This window comes from Streptomyces sp. NPDC058375 (assembly GCF_042723425.1).
Lineage (GTDB): Bacteria > Actinomycetota > Actinomycetes > Streptomycetales > Streptomycetaceae > Streptomyces > Streptomyces durocortorensis.
This window is the reverse complement of record NZ_JBHXJG010000115.1, coordinates 1-22,727: the sequence shown is the minus strand read 5'-3', so window position 1 is coordinate 22,727 and position 22,727 is coordinate 1. Positions and strand designations below refer to the sequence as shown.

Genomic DNA, 22,727 nt, shown 5'->3' with positions numbered 1-22,727 from the left:
CCCTGGAGGTGGCCCACGCCCTCGGCGTCCCCCGGGGCGCGGGGGCGGGCCCCCGGCCCGCCCGGGGCCGGGGGGGGGGCCCCCGGGGCCCCCCGGGGGCCCCCCCCGCCCGGGGGGGGCGCCGCCCCCCCGGCCGCCCGCCCGCCCCGGCGCGGCCGGTCCGCCTCGCCCGCGAACCGCTCCGGCTGGACCCCGTGGCTCTACCTCCTGCCGGCGCTCGTCCTGCTCGCCGGACTGCTGGTCTACCCGATCTACCAGCTGGGCCTGATCTCGTTCCTGGAGTACACCCAGGCCCAGGTCAGCGGCGGCGAACCCACTACCTTCCAGGGGTTCGGCAACTACGCCACCCTCTTCAACGACAGCCAGTTCTGGCAGGTCCTGCTCGCCACCGTGCTCTTCGCGGCGGCCTGCGTCGTCTCCACCCTGGCCGTCGGCTGCGCACTCGCCGTCCTGCTCACCCGCATCCGCGCCCTGCCCCGGCTCGCGCTGATGATGGCCGCGCTCGGCGCCTGGGCCACCCCCGCGATCACCGGCTCCACCGTCTGGGTCTTCCTCTTCGACCCCGACTTCGGACCGGTCAACAAGGTGCTCGGACTCGGCGACTTCTCCTGGACGTACGGCCGCTACAGCGCCTTCGCGCTCGTCCTCCTCGAAGTCCTGTGGTGCTCGTTCCCGTTCGTGATGGTCACCGTGTACGCGGGCATCCGGGCCATCCCCACCGAAGTGCTGGAGGCCGCCTCGCTGGACGGCGCGTCCCAGTGGCGGATCTGGCGCACCATCATGGCGCCGATGCTCAAGCCCATCCTGATCGTCGTCACCATCCAGTCGATCATCTGGGACTTCAAGGTCTTCACCCAGATCTATGTCATGACCAACGGCGGCGGCATCGCCGGCCAGAACCTGGTGCTCAACGTGTACGCGTACCAGAAGGCGTTCGCGTCCTCGCAGTACAGCCTCGGATCGGCGATCGGCGTCGTGATGCTGGTGATCCTGCTGGCCGTCACGCTGGTCTATCTGCGTCTCGTACGCCGCCAGGGGGAGGAACTGTGAGCGCGACGACCGACAGTGCCGTGCACGAGCGTCCCGTACGCGCCGCCGCACGTGAGGGCCGCGGCCTCGCCGGGCTCCTGCGCGTCAAGCGCCCCGGCAGGCTGATGGCCGAGGCCGCCGCCCTGCTCATCGCCGTCGCGGTCGCCTTCCCGCTGTACTGGATGGTGCTCTCCGCCTTCAAACCGGCCGGGGAGATCCAGTCCACCGACGCCCGCCCCTGGACGCTCGCCCCCTCGCTCGACTCGTTCCGCCGGGTCTTCGAACAGCAGGACTTCGGCCGCTACTTCCTCAACAGCCTGCTGGTGGCGGGCACCGTCGTCATCCTCTCCGCGCTGGTGGCCTTCCTGGCCGCGACCGCCGTGACCCGCTTCCGCTTCAAGTTCCGCACCACACTGCTGATCATGTTCCTGGTCGCGCAGATGGTGCCGGTGGAGGCGCTGACCATCCCGCTGTTCTTCCTGATGCGGGACTTCGGCCAGCTCAACACGCTCGGCTCGCTGATCCTGCCGCACCTGGCCTTCTCACTGCCGTTCGCCATCTGGATGCTGCGCGGCTTCGTCAAGGCCGTCCCCGAGGCCCTGGAGGAGGCCGCCTACATCGACGGGGCCAGCCGTACGCGGTTCCTATGGCAGATCCTCTTCCCGCTGGTCTTCCCGGGCCTGGTCGCGACGAGCGTCTTCTCCTTCATCACCACCTGGAACGACTTCCTGTTCGCGAAGTCGTTCATCATCAGCGACACGTCCCAGTCGACGCTGCCGATGGCGCTGCTGGTCTTCTTCAAGCCGGACGAGAACGACTGGGGAGGGATCATGGCAGCCTCGACGGTGATGACCATCCCCGTACTGGTCTTCTTCGTACTCGTACAGCGACGCCTTGTCTCCGGACTGGGCGGAGCGGTTAAGGACTGACGTCATGACACCCGAGAACCCCCCCTCCCCGGGCCCCGTGGACGCCTCGGTCCTCGGCCTGATCCCCGCCCCGCGCACCGTGACCGCGGCCGCCGCCGGACCGTACCCGCTCGGCTACACGACCCCGGTGACCGCCGCACCGGGCACCGAGGGCGTCGCCCGCTGGCTGCGCGCCACGCTCGGCCCGGCCACCGGGCTGCCCCTGCCCGAGGGCGACGGCACGGGCACCGGCGCGGGCGACGGCTCCGGCACCGGCTCGACCGGGCGGGGCATCGTGCTGGCCCTCGACGACTCGCTCGCCCCCGAGGGCTACCGTCTGGCCGTCGAGGCGAACGCCGTACGCATCACGGGCGGCACGGCGGCCGGCGTCTTCCGGGGCGCGCAGACCCTCCGTCAGCTCCTCGGCCCGGACGCCTTCCGGCGCGCCCCCCTCGCCCCGGGCCGCACCTGGGAGATCCCCCCGGTCGTCGTCGAGGACGAACCCCGCTTCGGGTGGCGCGGGATGATGCTCGACGTCTCGCGGCACTTCCTGCCCAAGGACGACGTCCTGCGCTACCTGGACCTGCTGGCCGCCCACAAGCTGAACGTCTTCCACTTCCACCTCACCGACGACCAGGGCTGGCGCATCGAGATCCAGCGCTACCCGCGCCTCACCGAGGTCGGCTCCTGGCGCTCGCGCACCAAATACGGCCACCGCGCCTCCGAGCTGTGGGACGAGACCCCCTACGGCGGTTTCTACACCCAGGACGACATCCGCGAGATCGTCGCCTACGCCGCCGAGCGGCATATCCGGGTCGTCCCCGAGATCGACATCCCTGGCCACTCGCAGGCCGCGATCAGCGCATACCCCGAGCTGGGCAACACCGACGTCATCGACACCACCACCCTCTCCGTCTGGGACACCTGGGGTGTCAATCCGAACGTACTCGCCCCCACTGACAACACCCTGCGCTTCTTCGAGGGCGTCCTGGAGGAGGTGCTGGAACTCTTCCCCGCCGAGACCTCGCCCTTCGTCCACATGGGCGGCGACGAGTGCCCCAAGGACCAGTGGAAGGAGTCCCCGCTCGCCCAGGCCCGGATCGCCGAACTCGGCGTGAAGGACGAGGACGGCCTCCAGTCCTGGTTCATCCGCCACTTCGACGCCTGGCTCACCGCCCGGGGCCGCCGCCTCATCGGCTGGGACGAGATCCTGGAGGGCGGCCTCGCCGAAGGAGCCGCGGTCTCCTCCTGGCGCGGTTACGGCGGCGGCATCGCGGCCGCCGAGGCCGGGCACGACGTGGTCATGTGCCCCGAGCAGCAGGTGTATCTGGACCACCGTCAGGACGGCGGCCCCGACGAGCCGATGCCCATCGGGTACGTCAGGACCCTGGAGGACGTCTACCGCTTCGAGCCCGTCCCGCCGGGCCTGAGCGAGGAGGCGGCCCGTCACATCCTGGGCACCCAGGCCAACGTGTGGACCGAGGTCATGCAGAACCGGGCCCGCGTCGACTACCAGGTCTTCCCACGCCTCGCCGCCTTCGCCGAGGTCGCCTGGTCCGCCCTCCCGGCCCCCGCCGAGCGCGACTTCGCCGCCTTCGACGCCCGGATGACCACCCACTACGCCCGCCTCGACGCCCTCGGCGTCGACTACCGCCCGCCGGGCGGCCCCTACCCCCGCCAGCAGCGCCCCGGCATCCTCGGCCGCCCGCTGGAGGGAGAGCCTCCGGTGGTGTGACCCGCGCACCGGCCCGTCGGCCGCAGCCGTCCTCCGGGGAGCCCTCCGGTAAGCCCATGGGGACCGCTGCGGCCGACGCGCGTCCGCCCCCGCCCCGCCTGCCGACGCAGGGCGGGGCGGGAGCGCGAACGGCATAAGTCGTACAAGCCTCGCTGAAGAGTGGCAATTCACCCTCCCCGCCGAAGACATGCGAAACCGGAACATCCCGCAGGTCAGGGACGGATCCACCCTTCGCGGACCCTCGCGCCGGTCCGATCGGAAGATGTGCCAGAGTTGCCACGTCCGGGCTGTGAACACGTACCGTACGGCGGAACAGGCCAGAGCGCCGGGACACCGGGAAGGGGCAGCTGGGTTGACCACGCACGCACCGCAGGCGATGCAGTCGGTGACGCTGCCGGCCTCGTTGGACGAGGCCGTGGCGGCTCTCGGCGCCATGCCCGCAGCCGTTCCGGTCGCCGGGGGAACGGACCTGATGGCGGCCGTCAACAAGGGGCTCCTGCGCCCCTCGGGGCTGGTCGGCCTCGGCCGGATCAGCGAGCTGCGCGGCTGGCACTACCAGGACGGCCACGCGCTCCTGGGCGCCGGACTCACCCACGCCCGGATGGGCCGCCCCGACTTCGCCGCCCTCATCCCCGCCCTGGCCGCCTCCGCCCGCGCGGCCGGCCCGCCCCAGATCCGCAACGCGGGCACGCTCGGCGGGAACATCGTCACCTCCGCGCCCACCGGCGACGCCCTGCCGGTGCTGGCCGCGCTGGAGGCCGAGCTCGTCATCGCCGGCCCCGGCGGCGCCCGCCGCGAGATCCCCGTCTCCCACCTGCTGGCCGGCCGCGAACTGCTGGAGCCCGCGGAGCTGATCGGCTTCGTCCGCGTACCGCTGCTGCACGCCCCGCAGGTCTTCCTGAAGGCCACCGGACGCACCGGCCCCGGCCGCGCCACCGCCTCGGTGGCCATCGTCCTGGACCCGGCCCGCCGGGGCGTGCGCTGCGCGGTCGGCGCCATCGCCCCGATGCCGCTGCGCCCGCTGGAGGCGGAGCAGTGGATCGCCTCGCTGATCGACTGGGACGGCGAGCGGGGCCTGGCCCCCGACGCGCTGGCCGCCTTCGGCGAGTACGTCGCCGCGGCCTGCATCCCGGACCACGCACCACCGGCCGACGGATCAGAGGCCCCGCCGCTGTCCCCGGCCGTCCTGCACCTGCGGCGCACCGTCGCCGCGCTCGCCCGACGCGCGCTGGGGAGGGCACTGTCGTGAGCAATGAGGAAGCCGCCAACCGGCCCGGGCAGCAGGGGCAGGGGCACTCCGAGGGCCCGGACCCCCGTTACGGCGGCTGGGAGCCGACCCCGCAGGGCGACGGCTTCGACGCCGACGCCACCGCGGCCGACGCCACCGCCTTCGTCCACCTGTCGCCGGAGGACCTGGCGAACATCCCGCTGGCCGCGCCCGGGCACGGATACGTCCCGCCGATGATCGTTCCGCTGACCCCGGCCGCCGGTCTGGACCCGGCGGCGACGGGCAGCTGGGTGATCCAGACGCAGACCCAGCAGGCCGAGTCCGAGCGACGCGCCCAGGAGGCCGCCGCCGCGCAGGAGGCCGCCGCCCAGGAGACCGGCGCGGTCCACTGGCCGGACCCGAACCAGCAGGGCGGCGTGCCCAGCGGCTACCAGGGCCCGTACCAGGACACCTCGCACGCCACGGCGCAGTGGAACTTCACGGAAGCCCTGGGGGAGACGGCGTCGGCCCCGGAGGCGGCCCAGGCGACCGGGGAGGCCGACGCTTCGGCCCCCACGGGTCACACAGCGCACACGGGCCACACGGGCGAGTGGACGATCCCGGTCGCGGACGGGGATCTCCCGGACGAATCGGGTGAGTTCCTGGCCTCGGCGCACACCCCGCAGTGGTACGCGGACAGCGCCCGCCCGGCGACGCTGCCCGGCGGCGCCCCCGCCCCCTGGGCCACACCGGAACCGGAGGCCGCTCCTGTACCCGTGACGGACGAGGCCCCGGAAGCGGAACCGGCGGCGGAGTCCCCGGCGGCGGCACCCGAAGCCGAGCCGGAAGCCGAGGGGAACGCGTCCGAGGAGGGCGAAGCGGAAGCGGAGACGGAGGCACTGTCGGACACCGGCCTCACCGCAACCGAAACCGCCGCCTCCACGGCCCTCACGGATGGCACCCCCGCCGCCCCCGACGAGACCCCCGCCCTCTCCGACGTACCGAGCGAGCACCCCGCCGCGTCCTACCTGCTCCATGTGAACGGCGTGGACCGCCCGGTCAGCGACGCCTGGATCGGCGAGTCCCTGCTCTACGTGCTCCGCGAGCGCCTCGGCCTGGCCGGGGCCAAGGACGGCTGCTCGCAGGGCGAGTGCGGCGCGTGCAACGTCCAGGTCGACGGCCGGCTGGTCGCCTCCTGCCTGGTCCCCGCGGCCACGGCGGCGGGCAGCGAGGTGCGTACGGTCGAGGGCCTGGCCGTCGACGGCGAGCCCTCCGACGTCCAGCGCGCCCTGTCCGCCTGCGGAGCCGTCCAGTGCGGCTTCTGCATCCCCGGCATGGCGATGACCGTCCACGACCTGCTGGAGGGCAACCACGCCCCCAGTGAGCTGGAGACCCGCCAGGCGCTCTGCGGCAACCTCTGCCGCTGCTCCGGCTACCGGGGCGTGCTCGACGCCGTCGCCGACGTCGTCGCGGCCCGCGAGGCGAGCGCCGAGGCGGCGGCGGCCCCGGACGAGGCGCGCATCCCACACCAGGCCGAGCCGGGCGCCGGCGGCGTGCAGCAGGGCCCCCACCCGCACGAGGGAGAGGCGCTGTGAGGCGAGCCCGCGGCCCCGCCGTCCAGCAGCAGCACACGCGGCACCAGCAGCACCACGTGATCGACAAGGAGGCGGCGTGAGCAGCGACGCGGCCACCGCGGCCAACGCGACCAGCACCAGCCTGCCCAGGATCGACGCGCTGAGCGGCGGACCCGGCGGCGGCCGGGACCAGGAGCAGCCCCAGCTGGGCCTCGGGGCGTCGCTCCCCGCCGCCGACGCCCGCGCGAAGACCGAGGGCACCTTCCCGTACGCCGCGGACCTCTGGGCCGAGGGCCTGCTGTGGGCGGCCGTGCTGCGCTCCCCGCACGCGCACGCCCGGATCGTGTCCATCGACACCTCGGGCGCCGAGGAGATGCCCGGGGTGCGGGCGGTCGTCACGCACGAGGACGTGCCGGGGGAGAGCAACTACGGCCGCCATGTGGTGGACCGCCCGGTGTTCGCCTCCGACCTGGTGCGCCACCACGGCGAGCCGATCGCCGCGGTCGCAGCGGACCACCCGGACACGGCACGGCTGGCCGCCGCCGCCATCGCCGTACGGTACGAGGTGCTGGAGCCGGTCACGGACCCGGAGAAGGCGTTCGCGGCGGAGCCCCTGCACCCCGATGGCAACCTGATCCGCCACATCCCCCTCCGTTACGGCGACGCCGAGGCGGCGGGTGAAGTCGTCGTCGAGGGCCTCTACCGCATCGGCCGCCAGGACCCGGCCCCCATCGGCGCGGAGGCCGGCCTCGCCGTGCCGAGGCCCGACGGCGGCGTGGAGATCTACACCGCCTCCACCGACCCGCACACCGACCGCGACCTGATCGCCGCCTGCTTCGGCCTGGAGCCGGACCGGGTCAAGGTCGTCGTGACCGGGGTGCCCGGCGCGACCGGCGACCGCGAGGACCCCGGCTTCCAGATCCCGCTGGGCCTGCTCGCGCTGCGCACCGGCTGCCCGGTGAAGCTGGCCGCGAGCCGCGAGGAGTCCTTCCTCGGCCACACCCACCGCCACCCCACCCTCCTGCGCTACCGCCACCACGCGGACGCGGAGGGCCGGCTGGTCAAGGTGGAGGCCCAGATCCTCCTGGACGCGGGCGCGTATGCCGACGCCTCCTCCGAATCCCTGGCGGCGGCCGTGGCGTTCGCCTGCGGCCCGTACGTCGTCCCGCACGCCTTCATCGAGGGCTGGGCGGTCCGGACGAACAACCCGCCCTCCGGTCACGTACGCGGCGAGGGCGCGATGCAGGTCTGCGCGGCGTACGAGGGCCAGATGGACAAGCTGGCCGCGAAGCTGGGCATCGACCCGGCCGAACTGCGGCTGCGCAACACGCTCTCCACGGGCGACATCCTGCCCACGGGCCAGACGGTGACCTGCCCGGCCCCGGTCGCCGAACTGCTCCAGGCCGTACGCGGCTTCCCCCTCCCCGCCCTCCCCAAGGACGCCCCGGAGGACGACTGGCTGCTGCCGGGCGGCCCCGAGGGCGCGGGGGAGCCGGGGGCGGTGCGCCGGGGCGTCGGCTACGGCCTGGGCATGGTCCACATGCTCGGCGCCGAGGGCACGGACGAGGTCTCCACGGCCACGGTCAGGGTCCACGACGGCGTGGCCACCGTCATCTGCGCGGCGGTCGAAACGGGCCAGGGCTTCACGACCCTGGCCCGCCAGATCGTCCAGGAGGTCCTGGGCGTGGACGAGGTCCACGTAGCGGCGGTGGACACTGACCAGCCGCCCGCGGGCCCGGCGACGCACGGCCGCCACACCTGGGTGTCGGGCGGTGCGGTGGAACGGGCGGCGAAGATGGTCCGCACCCAACTCCTCCAGCCGCTGGCGCACAAGTTCGGCATGTCCACGGAGCTCCTCCAGATCGCCGACGGGAAGATCACCTCGTACGACGGTGTGCTCTCCACCACCGTCACGGAGGCGCTGGACGGCAAGGAGCTCTGGGCGACCGCCCAGTGCCGCCCGCACCCCACGGAACCGCTCGACGAGTCTGGCCAGGGCGACGCGTTCGTCGGCCTAGCGTTCTGCGCGGTACGGGCGGTGGTCGACGTGGACATCGAGCTCGGCTCGGTCCGGGTCGTCGAGATGGCGGTGGCCCAGGACGTGGGCCGCGTCCTCAACCCCGCCCAGCTGGCGATCCGCATCGAGGCGGGCATCACCCAGGGCATCGGCGCGGCCCTGACGGAGAACCTCCGCACCGCGAAGGGCCTGATCCGCCACCCCGACCTGACGGGTTACGCGCTCCCGACCTCGCTGGACGCCCCGGACATCCGGATCGTGAAGCTGGTCGAGGAACGCGACGTGGTGGCCCCGTTCGGCGCGAAGCCGGCCTCGGCGGTCCCGGTCGTCACGGCCCCCGCCGCGGTAGCCTCCGCGGTCCGCTCCGCCACGGGCCGCCCGGTGAACCGACTCCCCATCAGACCCCAGGCGGCGGTGGCAACGCCCAAGCCCTGACTGGCTCGTTATCGCCGTCGGGGCGGTGTGATGCGCATTGCACGTGCAATCAAAGGGTGCGAGCTGTCACTGATGCTGGCTACAGTGATCCTCGAAGCTGTACCAGCAGGGCAACGGGGAGGGTGTTGTGGCGACGGGAGAGGGCTCCGAAGGGGCCGGCTCCTCCGGGGGAGTCTTCGGGGGATTCATTGGGGGCGCTGTCGCTGCGGCGCAGAGCATGGTCACAGAGCTCTACACCGAGCTGGAATCCTTCACCAAGTTCCGTGACCGTATCGACGAGATCCTCGTGGACCTGAAGGCATCGCCGGCGGACGCCAAGAAGCTGGGCGAGATGTCCATCAAGGACAGCCAGTTCGGCGACGTGGGGTGGCCGGAGGCAAAGGGCATGTACGCCTCGTACGAGAAGGTCGTCGGCGAGCTGGAGACCCTGTCGAAGCTGCTCTCGGACTCCATCGAGGGCATGAGCATCGCGGTCCTGGCGTCGCACAAGGGCTACGAGAACATGGACCAGGACATCCGCGACCGCATGCTCGCCATCAAGGCGGGTGCGGAGGAGCACTACCCCGGTGAGTACAACCCGGTTCCGGGCGGGGACAAGGGAAGTGGAAACGGCGAAAAGACGCCGCCCACGCCTCAGCCTTCGCCGACCGATGACACCGGGGGTGCCTGATGGCGGTGGAGCTGGCAGGGCGATCGTCGGTAGGAACGGGGGAGTGAGATGGGTTCGACATCGTTTGAGGACATGTCGCACAAGCAGATGATCGCGTGGCTGGACCAGGCCAGCAGCACGGCTGTGCAGGGTGTGGCGGATCGTCTGTCGAGTGCGGCGAAAGAGATCTCGAAGATCGGCGAAGAGCTCAAGGTCCGCCCGCAGATCGTGAAGTGGAGGGGCGACGGCGCCGACTCGTTCCGCACCTGGAGTGCGGATCTGGCCAACTCCACGCTGCGCCTGGGTGAGTTCAGCAAGGACGCATCGCAGCGCCTGGCCGAAACCGCCACGGCGATCGCTCAGGCCAAGGCGGCGATCCCTCGCCCCACGGGAGACCCCGAGGCGAGCCTCAAGGCTGCGGAGTCGGCACGGAACGACCCGGACTCGGCGGGGCTGATCAAGAAGCTGAACGGGGAGCGGGAGGCCGCAGCGGCGGAGATGCGGAAGCTCTCCCAGACGTACACGCACTCGGTGGCCCAGCTGGATAAGCTGGAGAGGCCGGAGTTTCCTCCGCCGCCGCAGGTGGTCATGCCACGGGCCGATAAGACCGTCGACGATGTGAGTCAACTGGGTCCAGCCACCTCGAGTGTCGGCAACAGCACGATGAGTCCGGAGATGCAGAGCCCTGTACCTCGACCCGCCGAGGACGCACCGCGAAGGGTTGCTTCTACCGACGCTTTCAGTCCTGCCAGCTCGCCTCCGCCAGCTACCTCTCCGGTGCACATGGGCATCGACAGCGTAATAGCGCGTCCGGAGGCGCCATCAGTGCCGACAACCACTCCGGTACTCGGGCAGGCTGGTGGTGGCAGGTCTGATGTCGGATTTCCTCCTGTGGTCGGGGGAACTCCACCGCTGCTGAATAAGAGCACTGTCCCGCTCCCGTCGGCGAATGGTCAAGGTCGACCGGTGAGTTCTGCGCGTCCTTCATTGGCTATGCCTGGGGTAAGTGGTCCTGGAAATGGGCAAGTCGGGCGTTCCTCTCCGACCAATGGCATCGTCGGTGGTCGGCCTGTTCCGCAGACTTCGGGTCGACCGGTGGCAGGGTTGCCGCGAGGGACAGTGGTCGGTGGCGAAGGATCTCACGCTGGTCGTGCACCGATGACGCATGGGCCAGGCGGTGCTGTGGGGGGTGGACAGAGCGGCATCGTCGGCGGACGACGGCTCGCCGGCGAAGCCGGGGGAATGGTGGGCGGCCGTCCACAGCAGCCGGGCCAGTCCGGTGCACGGCCGTTTACGCCGGGCGGGACGGGCCTTGTGCGCGGCACGGCGTCCGGCGAAGGTGCGCGCAGCACTGGTGCAATGGGGCGAGGTGCCGTTGGCTCGCCACGTGCTGGCAACTCGCGCCGGGACGACGGTAGCGAGAGGCCTGACTACCTGACGGAGGACGAGGAAACGTGGCAGCAGGGCGCTCGACGCGTCGTGCCGCCGGTTATCGACTGACCAATACTTGCAGAGGGAACCGTATGTCTATTGGTAGTCGCCGCAGAACTCCTGCCCGGATCTCCATCGCCTTGTTGGTTGGACTTCTGGTAGGCATGCCCGCCCCTGCACATGCTGATTCCATAAGGTCCAAGCAGTGGCATCTCGACGTGATGCAAGCGGATGAGATGTGGGCTTCCAGCACGGGAGAAGGAGTCACCGTCGCCGTGATTGACACCGGCGTCGACGATTCCGACCCCGATCTGAGAGGGCGTGTCCTCAAGGGTAAAGACTTGGCAGGTCGAACTCCTGGGGACGAGCACACTGACATTGATGGTCACGGTACTCGTATGGCCAGACTGATCGCCGGAACAGGTGAAAGAGATGGAGGTGTGGGGGAATTCGGGCTGGCGCCAGGGGTAAAGATTTTGCCGATTCGTCTCAGTCAGAAGGCGAACAACGAGGCGGAGTCCCTAAAGAATTTCAATAGGTCGACGCCTGAGGCTATCCGGTTCGCCACAGACTCCGGCGCAAAAGTCATCAACATCTCGATGGCTGTTGAGCGGGGATCGCAAATTCTCGATGAGTCTGTCGCGTACGCTTTGAGTAAAGGCTCTCTGGTGTTCGCGGGCGTTGGGAACGATGCCCACAAGGGAAACAAGGTCATGTTTCCTGCGGCTACACCTGGAGCGGTCGGCGTTGGCGCCGTGGGTCGCGACTTGGCGAGGTCCGATTTCTCACACTACGGACCCCAGGTCGATCTGGCCGCGCCAGGCGAGGAGATGATCCACGCCTGCGATGGTGGGACTGGTCTTTGTGAGGGCAACGGCACCAGCGGCGCAACGGCTCTCGCCTCCGCTTCGGCCGCCTTGATCTGGTCCAAGCATCCGAACTGGACGAACAATCAGGTTCTGCGGGTCATGCTGAACACCGCAGGTGGTCCCGTCAGTGGCAAGAAGCGGTCTGATGGGATCGGCTACGGGATCGTTCGTCCGCGTATCGCGCTCAAGACGCCTGGGAATCCCGGGCCAGCAGATGTGTACCCGCTTCCGGATCTCGCCATAGCGGCGTCCAAGGCGCCTTCACCGCAGCCCTCCAAGGCCGCGGATGGTGCTCAGGACAGCAAGGAACCGGCTGCCGTGGCCACGGGCGAGGGCGGCAACACCGGGCTCTGGCTCGGCCTCGGAGCTGGCGCGGCCGTCGTAGTGGTTGGCGTCGCCACTGCGCTAGTGGTCCGTTCCCGTCGGCGAGAGGCTGTTGCGGCGCAGGCTCCGCCAGCGTGGCAACAGCAGCCGTATCCGCACCAACAGCATCTGCAGCCGCCGCACTCTCCCTACGGTTCGCCGCCGAGCAACTCGTACCCCGACGCTCCCTACGGGGCTCCTCCCGGCCGAGGCCCCGGTTCCGTCGGCTGAAGAGCGTGCCAGGCCTCTGCTCGGCATGATGTCGAGTGATGGGATGCGCGGCGCTCCCGGGATGGGCCGACACCACGCTCGGTCTCTGCCCATGTAGTGACCGGTGCACAGTTTGACCATTCTCTGGTCAGCCAGATGCTTGCCCAGTAGGCGGGAACTGGGCACCCTGCCGTTTCCAGTTCCGGATGATCCGGTGGGTCCGGGCAGCGGTCACGTCGTGCGCTCGGCCCAGCAGTAGGGGTGGGATCCTCAACAGGCGGAGTTCTCGGCGTACCCCCTCGTGGCTGCCGAGGAGCATGAGGGCCCAGTCCACAAGTGCCTACGGCCGGTCGAGTGCGGCAGGAGAGATGACCGCCGAGGCCCCGAGCAACGTGGTGGAGACCTCACATTCTCGGTCAAGGCTCCCTGGGTACCCGCTCGTTACGTATCACGGCGCCCGTCACCTGATCAGTGGGCCACGCGAAGATGCTCGGTGTGCGACCAGCGCATGTTGCTCTGCTCTGTGATGGGACGCGTTATGGCGGAATTCAACCTCATTCGCTTGGCTGAAACGAAGTCTTTTATCGCGTCAATGCAGCCTCTGTAGGTAGTGCAGCCTGCTCTTCCTGGGGGTGTGGGGCAAGAGTCTTGTGGGTGGTAGTTGGCTGGGATTGGCGTCGCTCGCAGGGTGGTTCGTCTCTTTCCGTGTGACGGAGTTGCGAAGACCGCATGGTTCGGGGCGATCCCATCGATACCAGGTTGCTATTATGGGAATTCTTGTCGGGTGAAGTCGCCGAGGTTTCAGAGGACTTCGCAAGTAGCCACAGGGGAACTCATGACGTTCGACGCAGAATGGTCAACGCTTCGCGCCGAATCGACCCAAAGGGTTGATATGCGTCTTAATGGCGTACCTGCCGAACCAGGAAGTTCGAAGGGCCCGTCCCAGGCTGACCTTGCCGTCAACGATGACGACCTGGGCGCTATCGGGCATGACGCATACGAGCTGCGCACGCGGCTGTCGAAGGACGGCGACCACGCCCGGCCCGCGACCTTCGACGCGGCCATCGCGCTCACCAACGGCAACTTCGTGAGTGGATCCGGGCTGCTGAAGGTTCACGACCGCTGGCAGACACACCTCAAGACGCTCCTCGACGCCTGCGCGCAGATCTCGAACCACCTCGACTACTCGCAGGCCGCCCATCACAAGGACGACGTCGAGATCGTCGGCAAGCTGCTCAGTGTCTCCAAGCTCAACGAGTATCTGAAGTAAGTCACGGGGGAGTTGGCGTGCTGGAGTACGAGGACATCATCGACGCACCGCTCGGCAAGCTGAAGGAGGCTGCCGACGACTGGTCGGAGATGGTCACCAAGCTGCAACGCCTGGCCGAGGTGGCCAACGACGGCATGAAGGTCAAGGCGGACAAGGCCGAGTGGGAGGGTGCGAACGCCGGCGTCACCAAAGGCTTCATCGGCAAGACCGCCAAGGAGTTCAAGGACGCGGTCGCCGAGGCCAAAGGCGTCAAGCTCGTCCTGGAGGACGCGCACACGGCCTTCAAGAAGGCCAAGGATGATCTGGTGAACATCCGCGAGGTAGAAGGGCGCGAGGCGGGCATCCATGTGGACGCCAAGGGCAAGGTGACGGCGCGTAACCCGCTGTCCGAGAACAACGCGGCGCGCGACGATCCCGACTACAACGAGTTGCTCCAGCAGGAGAGGAAGAACATCGAGTCGTGGCAGAAGAAGATCGACCTGATCGTGGACAACTGCAACGACACCGACGTCGCTTTCAGGAACGCTCTTGAGGCCAATGTCACGGAGGGCAAGGACTTCAGTAGCCCGAAGTACAAGAATCTGGACCAAGAGGAAGCCGCCCGTGCGGCCGACCTTGCGCGCAAGGGACGCGACCTCACGCATGCCCAACTTCAGGCGCTCAATGAACTGCTACGCGACAACGCCAAGTCACCCGAGTTCGCCAAGGGCTTCTACGAGAAGCTCGGCCCGGAGAAGGCACTCACTTTCTTCGGGCAGCTCGCCATGGATACGCACAAGGGCGTGAACCTCGATGAGGAGCGGCTCAAGGATGTCCAGGCGCTCCAGAAGAACCTGGGACTCAACCTGGCGACCGCTTCGCAGGACAAGGCGTTCACCGCGGAGTGGGGGCCGGAGCTCCGCAAGATGGGAACGGAACGCTTCCCGCTCGCCAAGAACGACAACGGCGGGCCGTTCGGCTACCAACTGCTCGGCGGCATCATGCGGTACGGGAACTACGACCCCAAGTTCCTCAACCCCATGGCCGAGCATGTGGTCCAGCTGAGGCAGAAGGACAACGACCTCTTCTACGCGTCGAAGGGCGTGCCCGGTGGGCCGGAGAATCCGTATAACCCCTCGGGTGTCAACGGATCCGGCTATGACCCGGTGAACAGCATGCTGGAAGCCCTGGGGCATAGTCCCGAGGCCGCAAAACAGTTCTTCTCCGACAAGCCCACCGCGTACAACGAGGACGGAACTCGGGGGAGGGGTGACGCTGATCTCGGAAAGGGTATTACAAGTTACCTGGGCTTCTTCCAGAACGAGGAATACGACCCGTTCATCGACATCACCGGCCACAATCCTGACGATGCGAAGAAGGCCACGCAGTACATGCCCGACGCGCTCGGGAGGGCCTTGGAGGCGGCGACCACCGGGCACGCCTGGGACGACCCCTCACCCACGCTGAAGCGTGATGAGGTGACGGCGGGCATCATGAAGAACGTGATCGACAGCTACGGAGGGGACTCCGGGCTTCGGGATCGGCATGAGTCGATGAAGGACAGCTTGGCGCGCATGGGTGCCGCCTACATTGACGACCTGAACTACTCGACCTATAACTTCGGCGGCTATGGAGATGCGGTAGGACGCGAAGAACTCTTCATGAGTCGCAAGGGATCCGAAAGGACCGATTTCGGAGAGAACGCGGCGCTGAGGTTCATGACCGCAGTCGCCACGGATGACGAGGGCTACCGGACTCTGAGCAGTGCTCAACAGGTGTATCAGGCCAGCGGGCTTCGATCGTTCGGAGACAACACGGAAGATGCGTTGGCGTTCGGCGGAAACGCGACCAAGGTTCACGGAATTATCGATGAGTCGCGCAGCTTTGGAATCCGTGATGAGTTCGCTAACGATGAGGATGCGAAGAATCTGGCGATGGAGAAGAGTGCGGAGTGGCGCAAGGCCGGCGTCAGTGGTGCGGTGACGGCCGTGGTCGGAGTCGGGTCGGCCGTTGTGTTGGGGCCTGCCGCTGGTGTTGTCGCCGCAGTTGCGGTACCGCTGGTGATGGAGGCGGCCGGCAGTGCGGTGAACACACAGTACGGAACTGACACTCTGGAATACCTTAAAGAATCCGAGTACAACAATGACGATCAAGCGCTCACCAGCATCGAAACCGAGAGTACACAGGGTGAGCGCAGCGCCGCAGCTGCTATGTTCCACTACGCCGACTCAGCAGGTATGTCGAAAGAGGAGAGGCGCGATCTCTTCCAAGATATTGAGCAGGACTACAACAGCGGCGTCACGGCCGTGGACCGGTCGATGAAGGTCAAGTGATGATGAAGCGCTCGTTTCCCGCGTTCGCGACACCCGGTGTCCTTATGTGTGCTCTGGTGTTGATCGGGTGCTCGGGAGACTCTGAGGCGGACAAGAAGGTGCATACTCCCGCCAGCTTCCAAGTGTGTGGCCAGTTCCTGGGTACGGAGAACGTCCGCAGGGCAGTCGACGCCGTAGATGGCGGTGACGCGAATGCCACAGCGCGCAATAGCCCGGGTCGGCTGGCGGCCGCACTGACTCTCGAGGCCGAGAAGTGGTCAGTTGATGATGTGCTTTACCATCCATACAGCGCCTGTCGTCTTGACATCCCAGCTGAGGGCGGTGGCGGATACGTGATTGATGCGCAGGCCAAGTGGTCGGCACTCACCGTCGATTCGATGCGCAAGCCGAAGTACGCCAAGAGTTGGCGACAGGTAAACGACAAGGTGTTCGTCGAGCTGGAGACCGGGCAGCCCATCGTGAGGCTCCTCGTCGCATGCGGTGTCCCCGGTGCAGCACCGGAGCAGGCAGAAGAGCTTCCCCTGCAGATGATGATCAGGGATCCAGGGTTGGCGGTCGAGCAGCGTCAAGCCCTGCTGTCAACGTTCGCACGAACCTTGGTGGACGAACTGGCCTGCACCGGAGATCCGGTTGTACCGGCACGGCTTCTCCGCTGACTTACCTCGGTCGGTCACTGCGGCCGGTGGCCAGGGGGAGGGCAAGGGAGCGTGAGGGGGCTTCCAGCCGTAGCCGCCTCGGCGCGACCCATGAGCGCTCCGCGGGGCCGAGGGAACTCTGCGGCGGCACTGCCATCTCCACCGTCGCGGCAGAAGCCCTGAAGGTGATCACGAGATTGTCGCGATTCGAGGCGTCGGCCGAAGGGTCCACCGTCGCGCGCGCCGCAAGGTCGTTGAGCGAGGCATGAGGAGGCGTCTGCCAGGTGTTCGCGATCGGCGACATCCTGAGTGATCAGCTGGAGATCACCTGGGGCCTGACCAGCGACCCCCTTGCTGAAGGGTGAACTCGATCCGAAGTTCCGGGTGCTTCCGATGGGGAGCGGACCCTGGCTGCTCCAGATGTCGCCATCGTCCAGTTGCCGGAGCGAGAAGTTGTCCGGCTCCACGCCAACTCACCTCAGACTCGGTGTAGATCGGTGGTAGTCCATGGAAGGGATCCCGAGGGCGCCCCGGAGGAGTTGACGGACGCCTCCGCGACCTTGGCCCATTCCTTCGCCCTGGCCATGTCCAGGGAGCTGGGCTGTGAGCACAACGGAGGGCAGGAGCCCCGAGTGTCGCTCTGCCCCGCGTCACCTATGGAGCCGCGGCGCGAAGCCCGGCCGGTACCGTACCCCTTGACCAGGGGGAGGTGCCGGTGTGATTTCTGAGCCGGAGTTGGTGGGGGAGGACGAGCCGGGCTCGTCCCAGGACGTGGTGAGCGGGTTCGATCGGGAGCCCGCGACAGGGCGGCGGCGGTGGCGCGGGGTGCTGTGGGCCGCCGGCGGGGCGCTGACGGCGTCGGTGGTGTGGGCGACGGGGGTGTTCGCGTACGGGATCGGCGGCGACCCCAAGCCGGACCTGCGCGGCTACCGGGTGGAGTCCGACTCCTGTGCTGCCGTGGAGCTCAAGGCCCTCGCCCAGGTGGTGAGGGCGACAGAGACCGAGCCGGCGGAGACCGGACTGGACGGGATCGAGCATCCGGCTCTCCACCGCATCAGGTGCACCGTCACCCTCATTCCGGCGGACACCGCGGCGCAGGGCGGCGAGGAACCGGCGGGGTGGACGGAGAGCTACGAGGCGTCCGTCACGGCCGAGCTGCACAAGGAGACCGACCCACGCCCCGAGTTCGAGGCGAGCAGCACGCTGACGGAGATCGACGGCATGGAAGTGACACAGGTGGAGCGGGTACCGGACCTCGGGGACCTGGCCCATCTGCTGGTCCTGAACGACAACGTCATGCAGCTGAAGGTGGTGGAGGGCGGTGCCGTCGTGACGCTCACCCTGACCGCCTGGAGTAACTACGACACGGACGATGGCGAAGAGGAGCCGCCGGACGAGCCGCCGGAGCCCGAGCTGCTCGCGTACCGGGCTGAACTGATCAGCGACATGCGCGATGTGATGAAGGCGCTGAAGACGGGCTGAGCCCCGGCCGCCGTGCGCGGACGGCCTGTGAGTACGTCGTGCGCGGACGGCCTGCGCGGATGCCCTGCGCGTACGGCGAAGGGGCCGTCCCCTTGCTTGGGAGCGGCCCCTTCGCGCTGGAGACCGTGACCGGATTCGAACCGGTGTAACTCGAGTTGCAGTCGAGCCCCTGAGCCTCTCGGGCACACGGTCGGGGGTGGCGAGGTGTGGTGCGGTGGTGCGTTATCCGTGCTCTGTCCATGACGCTACGGGTCGCCGTCCGCCGCCTCAAGGAATCCGGTCGGGTCGCAATGCGACTGCCATACGCCGTTCATACCCGGGGCGGGGGCGCAGGGCTCCGGACCTACGACCAAGGGCCGAGCCCGGGACCGTATATCGACAGGGTTCAAACCGGGCCATGCCCCTTACGCTGAGGCCATGACCGCCCTCGAACCGCGCGACGGCACCGATGCCGCCCGCCTCACGCCGCCCGCGACCGACGATCGCTCCCCGGACCCGTTGTCCGACGTCCCCCTGGCGGCCGTCGAAGGGGTTCTCGGGCGTACCTACCGGGCGCTCAGCATCGGCATCGTGTCCGTGGTGTTCCTCATCGCGTTCGAGGCCACGGCGGTCGGTACCGCCATGCCGGTCGCCGCCCGTGAGCTGAACGGGATCCCGCTCTACGCGTTCGCCTTCTCCGCGTACTTCACCACCAGCCTCTTCGCCATGGTCCTCTCCGGCCAGTGGGCCGACCGGCGCGGGCCGCTCCAGCCGCTCGCCACCGGGATCACCGCGTTCGGCGTCGGTCTGCTGCTCTCCGGGGCGGCCACCAGCATGTGGATCTTCATCGCGGGGCGGGCGGTCCAGGGGCTCGGCGGCGGGCTGGTGATCGTCGCCCTGTACGTCGTCATCGGGCGGGCCTACCCCGAGCGCATCCGGCCCGCGATCCTGGCCGCCTTCGCCGCGAGCTGGGTGATCCCCTCCGTCGTCGGGCCGCTCGCCTCCGGGACGGTGACCGAACAGCTCGGCTGGCGCTGGGTGTTCGTCGGCATCCCCGTTCTTATTGTGATTCCGCTTGCCCTGGCCCTCCCGGCGATCCGGCGGACCGCCTCCGGGCCCGCGGACCCGGCCGCCGCCACCGAGCCGTACGACCGGCGCCGGATCCGGCTCGCGCTGGGGATCTCGGCCGGGGCGGGGCTGCTCCAGTACGCGGGGCAGGAGCTGAACTGGCTCGCCCTCCTGCCGGCCGCCGTCGGCGCCGCCCTCCTGGTGCCCGCCGTCCGCGGGCTGCTGCCCACCGGGACCGTACGGGCGGGGCGCGGGCTGCCCTCGGTGGTCCTGCTGCGCGGGATCGCCGCCGGGTCGTTCATCGCCGCCGAGTCCTTCGTACCGCTGATGCTGGTCACCCAGCGCGGGCTGTCCCCGACGATGGCCGGGCTCTCGCTGGCCGTGGGCGGGGCGACCTGGGCGCTCGGTTCGTTCGTGCAGTCCCGGCCGCGCATGGAAGCGCACCGGGAGCGGCTGATGGTGACCGGCATGCTGCTCGTCGCCGCCTCCATCGCCGTCGCGCCCTCCGTGCTCATCGAGGGCGCCCCGGTCTGGACCGTCGCCGTCGCCTGGGCCTTCGGCTGCTTCGGGATGGGCATGGTGATCGCCTCCACCAGTGTGCTGCTGCTGAAGCTGTCCGCCCCCGAGGAGGCGGGCTCCAACTCCGCCGCCCTCCAGATCTCCGACGGGCTCTCCAACGTGCTGCTCCTGGCCTCCGGCGGCGCGGCCTTCGCGGCCCTCGGCGGCGGGGCGGTGGGCGCGGCCGCGCACGGGGCGGTGCAGGCCGGATCCGCCGGCTCGCAGCCGGGCGCGTTCGCCGCCGTGTTCCTGCCGATGGCGGGGGTGGCGCTGGTGGGGGTGTGGGTGGCTACCCGGGTGGTCGTACGGGAGAAGTGACGGTACCGCGATGGCCCCATGGGTGGTACCTTTTTGGTATGGCTATGAACCTGCGTATACGTGAGGACCAGCAAGAGGCGCTGAAGCTCCGCGCCGAGCAGGAGGGGCGCAGCATGCACGCCATAGTGCTTCAGGCGATCGACCGCTATCTGGAGGTTGAGGCCGACCGGGAGTCGGTCCGTCGACTCGGTGCGAAGTACGCGGTGCGCCACGCCGATCTGCTGCGGAGGCTGGGGGAGTAGTGAAGTATCTGACGGTCCAGGAAGTCCTGGACCTGGCGGAGCTCGCCTGTGGGGGGCAGCAGGTCGCGGTGCGCGACCTGGGGCTGCTCAGCTCGGCGGTCCACCGGCCTCAGTCGCAGATGTTCGGTGTCGAGGCGTACACCGACCTCTTCCAGAAGGCCGCCGGGCTGTTGCAGTCACTGGCTGTGAACCACCCCCTCGTCGACGGCAACAAGCGCATGGCGTGGATGTCCACGGTCGTGTTCCTCGACATCAACGGGACCGACATGGTCGAGGTCGACCAGGACGAGGCATACAAACTCGTCATCGAGGTGGCCATGGGCAGTCTTGAGGACGTGGACCAGATCGCCGGGCGGCTGAGGGCTCTGCACGACACCATGTGAGCACCGTCTCCTCGGGCCCCGGCGCGGCCCGTTCGTACGGGTTCCCGACCGGGCCCCCGGTAGGGTGGCCCGGTTGTCGTATCGCGGGCCGGGTCCTTCGGGCCGGGTGCGGTAGCGGCAGCGACCCACGTACCCGAGCGCCCCGAACCGGAGACCGTGACTACTACCACCGCCTCCCACCACCTCTCTCCCGCCTTTCCCGGCCGCGCCCCCTGGGGCACCGCCAACAAGCTGCGAGCCTGGCAGCAGGGCGCCATGGAGAGGTACGTCCAGGAGCAGCCGCGCGACTTCCTCGCCGTCGCGACGCCCGGCGCCGGCAAGACCACGTTCGCGCTGACCCTCGCGTCGTGGCTGCTGCACCACCATGTCGTGCAGCAGATCACCGTCGTCGCCCCGACCGAGCACCTCAAGAAGCAGTGGGCGGAGGCGGCCGCCCGGATAGGGATCAAGCTCGACCCCGACTACAGCGCCGGTCCGCTGAGCAAGGAGTACCACGGCGTCGCCGTGACGTACGCCGGTGTCGGCGTCCGCCCGATGCTGCACCGCAACCGCTGCGAGCAGCGCAAGACGCTCGTCATCCTCGACGAGATCCACCACGCCGGTGACTCCAAGTCCTGGGGCGAGGCCTGCCAGGAGGCGTTCGACCCGGCGACCCGGCGGCTCGCGCTGACCGGTACGCCGTTCCGGTCGGACACCAACCCGATCCCCTTCGTCCAGTACGAGGAGGGCAACGACGGCATCCGCCGGTCTTCGGCCGACTACACCTACGGTTACGGCAACGCGCTCGCCGACGGCGTCGTGCGCCCGGTCATCTTCCTCAGCTACAGCGGCAACATGCGCTGGCGTACGAAGGCCGGTGACGAGATCGCCGCCCGGCTCGGCGAGCCGATGACCAAGGACGCCATCGGGCAGGCCTGGCGCACCGCGCTCGCGCCCACCGGCGAGTGGATCCCCAACGTGCTCGCCGCCGCCGACAAGCGGCTCACCGAGGTCCGCAAGGGCATCCCCGACGCGGGCGGCCTCGTCATCGCGACCGACCAGGACTCGGCACGCGCGTACGCCAAGATCCTCAAGAAGGTCACCGGCGAGACGCCGACCGTGGTCCTCTCCGACGAGAAGGCGGCCTCCAAGAAGATCGACCAGTTCAGCGGCGACGAATCGCGCTGGATGGTCGCGGTCCGGATGGTGTCGGAGGGGGTGGACGTGCCGCGGCTCGCCGTCGGCGTGTACGCGACCACCATCTCCACGCCCCTCTTCTTCGCCCAGGCCGTCGGCCGCTTCGTGCGTTCCCGCAGGCGCGGCGAGACCGCGTCCGTCTTCGTACCGACCATCCCGATGCTCCTCGACTTCGCCAACGAGATGGAGGTCGAGCGCGACCACGTCCTCGACAAGCCGAAGAAGGGCAGCGACGAGGAGAACCCGTTCTCCGAGGAGGACAAGCTCCTCGCCGACGCGGAGAAGCTGGAGGACGAGGAGACCGAGGAGCAGCTGCCCTTCGAGGCACTGGAGTCCGACGCCGTCTTCGACCGGGTGCTGTACGACGGCGCCGAGTTCGGCATGCAGGCCCACCCGGGCAGTGAGGAGGAGCAGGACTATCTCGGCATCCCGGGGCTCCTCGAACCCGACCAGGTGCAGCTCCTCCTCCAGAAGCGGCAGAGCCGGCAGATCGCGCACAGCCGTCAGAAGCCGGCCGAGGAGGCCGACCTCCTGGAGAAGCCCGCCGAGGCCCGGCCCGTCGTCACCCACAAGCAGCTGCTGAGCCTGCGCAAGCAGCTCAACACGATGGTCTCCGCCTACACCCACCAGAGCGGCAAGCCCCACGGCGTGATCCACAACGAACTGCGCCGGGTATGCGGCGGCCCGCCGAGCGCGGAGGCCACGGCCCACCAGATCCAGACGCGCATCGCGAAGGTCCAGGAGTGGGCGACCCGGATGAAGTGAGCCCGGATGGCGTGAGCCCGGATCCCGGATCCCGGGCCCCGGCCCCGGATCCCGGGCCCCGGCCCCGGATCCCGGGCCCCGGCCCCGGATCCCGGGCCCCGGCCCCGGATCC

General features: G+C 69.1%; 16 protein-coding genes, 1 tRNA gene and 1 pseudogene. 16 read left to right on the top strand and 2 right to left on the bottom strand.

Annotated features, from left to right (window positions below; all coding sequences use genetic code 11):
* The first annotated feature begins 207 nt into the window (after window positions 1-207).
* From ACFWM7_RS19645 to mycP, 8 genes are all read left to right on the top strand, one after another.
* Window positions 208-1,050, top strand: a complete 843-nt coding sequence (locus tag ACFWM7_RS19645; protein ID WP_383262378.1) for a carbohydrate ABC transporter permease — start codon at window positions 208-210, stop codon at window positions 1,048-1,050.
* The gene (locus tag ACFWM7_RS19640; protein WP_383262376.1) at window positions 1,047-1,958 is read left to right on the top strand and encodes a carbohydrate ABC transporter permease; all 912 of its coding nucleotides are present in this window, start codon (window positions 1,047-1,049) and stop codon (window positions 1,956-1,958) included. Before ACFWM7_RS19645 ends, ACFWM7_RS19640 begins: the two co-directional genes overlap by 4 nt.
* Before the next feature lie 4 nt (window positions 1,959-1,962).
* Entirely contained in the window at window positions 1,963-3,672 is a 1,710-nt protein-coding gene (locus tag ACFWM7_RS19635; protein WP_383262374.1) for a beta-N-acetylhexosaminidase, read from the top strand.
* Window positions 3,673-4,024: 352 nt separating this feature from the next.
* Window positions 4,025-4,921 (top strand): FAD binding domain-containing protein, encoded by an 897-nt coding sequence (locus ACFWM7_RS19630; protein WP_383262373.1) that lies wholly within the window; start codon window positions 4,025-4,027, stop codon window positions 4,919-4,921.
* Window positions 4,918-6,474 (top strand): (2Fe-2S)-binding protein, encoded by a 1,557-nt coding sequence (locus tag ACFWM7_RS19625; RefSeq protein ID WP_383262371.1) that lies wholly within the window; start codon window positions 4,918-4,920, stop codon window positions 6,472-6,474. The genes ACFWM7_RS19630 and ACFWM7_RS19625 overlap by 4 nt, the downstream gene beginning before the upstream one ends.
* A gap of 76 nt (window positions 6,475-6,550) precedes the next feature.
* On the top strand, window positions 6,551-8,905 hold the full coding sequence (locus ACFWM7_RS19620; RefSeq protein WP_383262369.1) for a xanthine dehydrogenase family protein molybdopterin-binding subunit: 2,355 nt from the start codon (window positions 6,551-6,553) through the stop codon (window positions 8,903-8,905).
* A gap of 217 nt (window positions 8,906-9,122) precedes the next feature.
* Window positions 9,123-9,575 carry a hypothetical protein gene (locus ACFWM7_RS19615; protein ID WP_383262368.1) on the top strand — a complete coding sequence of 151 codons (453 nt, stop codon included), beginning with the start codon at window positions 9,123-9,125 and terminating at the stop codon, window positions 9,573-9,575.
* A gap of 1,502 nt (window positions 9,576-11,077) precedes the next feature.
* Window positions 11,078-12,448, top strand: coding sequence for a type VII secretion-associated serine protease mycosin (mycP, locus tag ACFWM7_RS19610; protein WP_383262366.1), 1,371 nt, complete (start codon window positions 11,078-11,080; stop codon window positions 12,446-12,448).
* A 163-nt stretch (window positions 12,449-12,611) separates the two neighbouring features.
* Here mycP and ACFWM7_RS19605 read toward each other — a convergent pair.
* Window positions 12,612-12,704, bottom strand: a pseudogene (locus ACFWM7_RS19605) (IS5/IS1182 family transposase); the annotation flags it as partial.
* Between the two features lie 558 nt (window positions 12,705-13,262).
* Here ACFWM7_RS19605 and ACFWM7_RS19600 point away from each other — a divergent pair.
* The 4 genes from ACFWM7_RS19600 (at window position 13,263) to ACFWM7_RS19585 (ending at window position 18,126) form a co-directional block, all read left to right on the top strand.
* On the top strand, window positions 13,263-13,697 hold the full coding sequence (locus tag ACFWM7_RS19600) for a hypothetical protein (RefSeq protein ID WP_383262365.1): 435 nt from the start codon (window positions 13,263-13,265) through the stop codon (window positions 13,695-13,697).
* 17 nt (window positions 13,698-13,714) lie between these two features.
* Window positions 13,715-16,009, top strand: a complete 2,295-nt coding sequence (locus ACFWM7_RS19595) for a hypothetical protein (protein ID WP_383262363.1) — start codon at window positions 13,715-13,717, stop codon at window positions 16,007-16,009.
* Window positions 16,009-16,665 carry a hypothetical protein gene (locus ACFWM7_RS19590; RefSeq protein WP_383262361.1) on the top strand — a complete coding sequence of 219 codons (657 nt, stop codon included), beginning with the start codon at window positions 16,009-16,011 and terminating at the stop codon, window positions 16,663-16,665. Before ACFWM7_RS19595 ends, ACFWM7_RS19590 begins: the two co-directional genes overlap by 1 nt.
* 696 nt (window positions 16,666-17,361) lie before the next feature.
* On the top strand, window positions 17,362-18,126 hold the full coding sequence (locus ACFWM7_RS19585) for a hypothetical protein (protein ID WP_383262359.1): 765 nt from the start codon (window positions 17,362-17,364) through the stop codon (window positions 18,124-18,126).
* A 117-nt stretch (window positions 18,127-18,243) separates the two neighbouring features.
* Here the strand turns inward: ACFWM7_RS19585 and ACFWM7_RS19580 are convergent.
* Window positions 18,244-18,318, bottom strand: a tRNA-Cys gene (locus ACFWM7_RS19580).
* A gap of 225 nt (window positions 18,319-18,543) precedes the next feature.
* Between ACFWM7_RS19580 and ACFWM7_RS19575 the strand changes: the two genes are divergently transcribed.
* The 4 genes from ACFWM7_RS19575 (at window position 18,544) to ACFWM7_RS19560 (ending at window position 22,615) form a co-directional block, all read left to right on the top strand.
* On the top strand, window positions 18,544-20,049 hold the full coding sequence (locus ACFWM7_RS19575; RefSeq protein ID WP_383262358.1) for an MFS transporter: 1,506 nt from the start codon (window positions 18,544-18,546) through the stop codon (window positions 20,047-20,049).
* A gap of 44 nt (window positions 20,050-20,093) precedes the next feature.
* The gene (locus tag ACFWM7_RS19570) at window positions 20,094-20,291 is read left to right on the top strand and encodes a ribbon-helix-helix protein, CopG family (RefSeq protein WP_032775118.1); all 198 of its coding nucleotides are present in this window, start codon (window positions 20,094-20,096) and stop codon (window positions 20,289-20,291) included.
* The gene (locus tag ACFWM7_RS19565) at window positions 20,291-20,674 is read left to right on the top strand and encodes a type II toxin-antitoxin system death-on-curing family toxin (protein WP_383262357.1); all 384 of its coding nucleotides are present in this window, start codon (window positions 20,291-20,293) and stop codon (window positions 20,672-20,674) included. Before ACFWM7_RS19570 ends, ACFWM7_RS19565 begins: the two co-directional genes overlap by 1 nt.
* Before the next feature lie 156 nt (window positions 20,675-20,830).
* On the top strand, window positions 20,831-22,615 hold the full coding sequence (locus ACFWM7_RS19560) for a DEAD/DEAH box helicase (protein ID WP_383262356.1): 1,785 nt from the start codon (window positions 20,831-20,833) through the stop codon (window positions 22,613-22,615).
* The last annotated feature ends 112 nt before the right edge of the window (window positions 22,616-22,727 follow it).

Coding starts and splice junctions, on each gene's coding strand:
- ACFWM7_RS19590 (WP_383262361.1), top strand. CDS start 16,009: ATGATGAAGCGCTCGTTTCCCGCGTTCGCGACACCCGGTGTCCTTATG.
- ACFWM7_RS19615 (WP_383262368.1), top strand. CDS start 9,123: ATGGTCACAGAGCTCTACACCGAGCTGGAATCCTTCACCAAGTTCCGT.
- mycP (WP_383262366.1), top strand. CDS start 11,078: ATGTCTATTGGTAGTCGCCGCAGAACTCCTGCCCGGATCTCCATCGCC.
- ACFWM7_RS19570 (WP_032775118.1), top strand. CDS start 20,094: ATGAACCTGCGTATACGTGAGGACCAGCAAGAGGCGCTGAAGCTCCGC.
- ACFWM7_RS19635 (WP_383262374.1), top strand. CDS start 1,963: ATGACACCCGAGAACCCCCCCTCCCCGGGCCCCGTGGACGCCTCGGTC.
- ACFWM7_RS19600 (WP_383262365.1), top strand. CDS start 13,263: ATGACGTTCGACGCAGAATGGTCAACGCTTCGCGCCGAATCGACCCAA.
- ACFWM7_RS19575 (WP_383262358.1), top strand. CDS start 18,544: ATGACCGCCCTCGAACCGCGCGACGGCACCGATGCCGCCCGCCTCACG.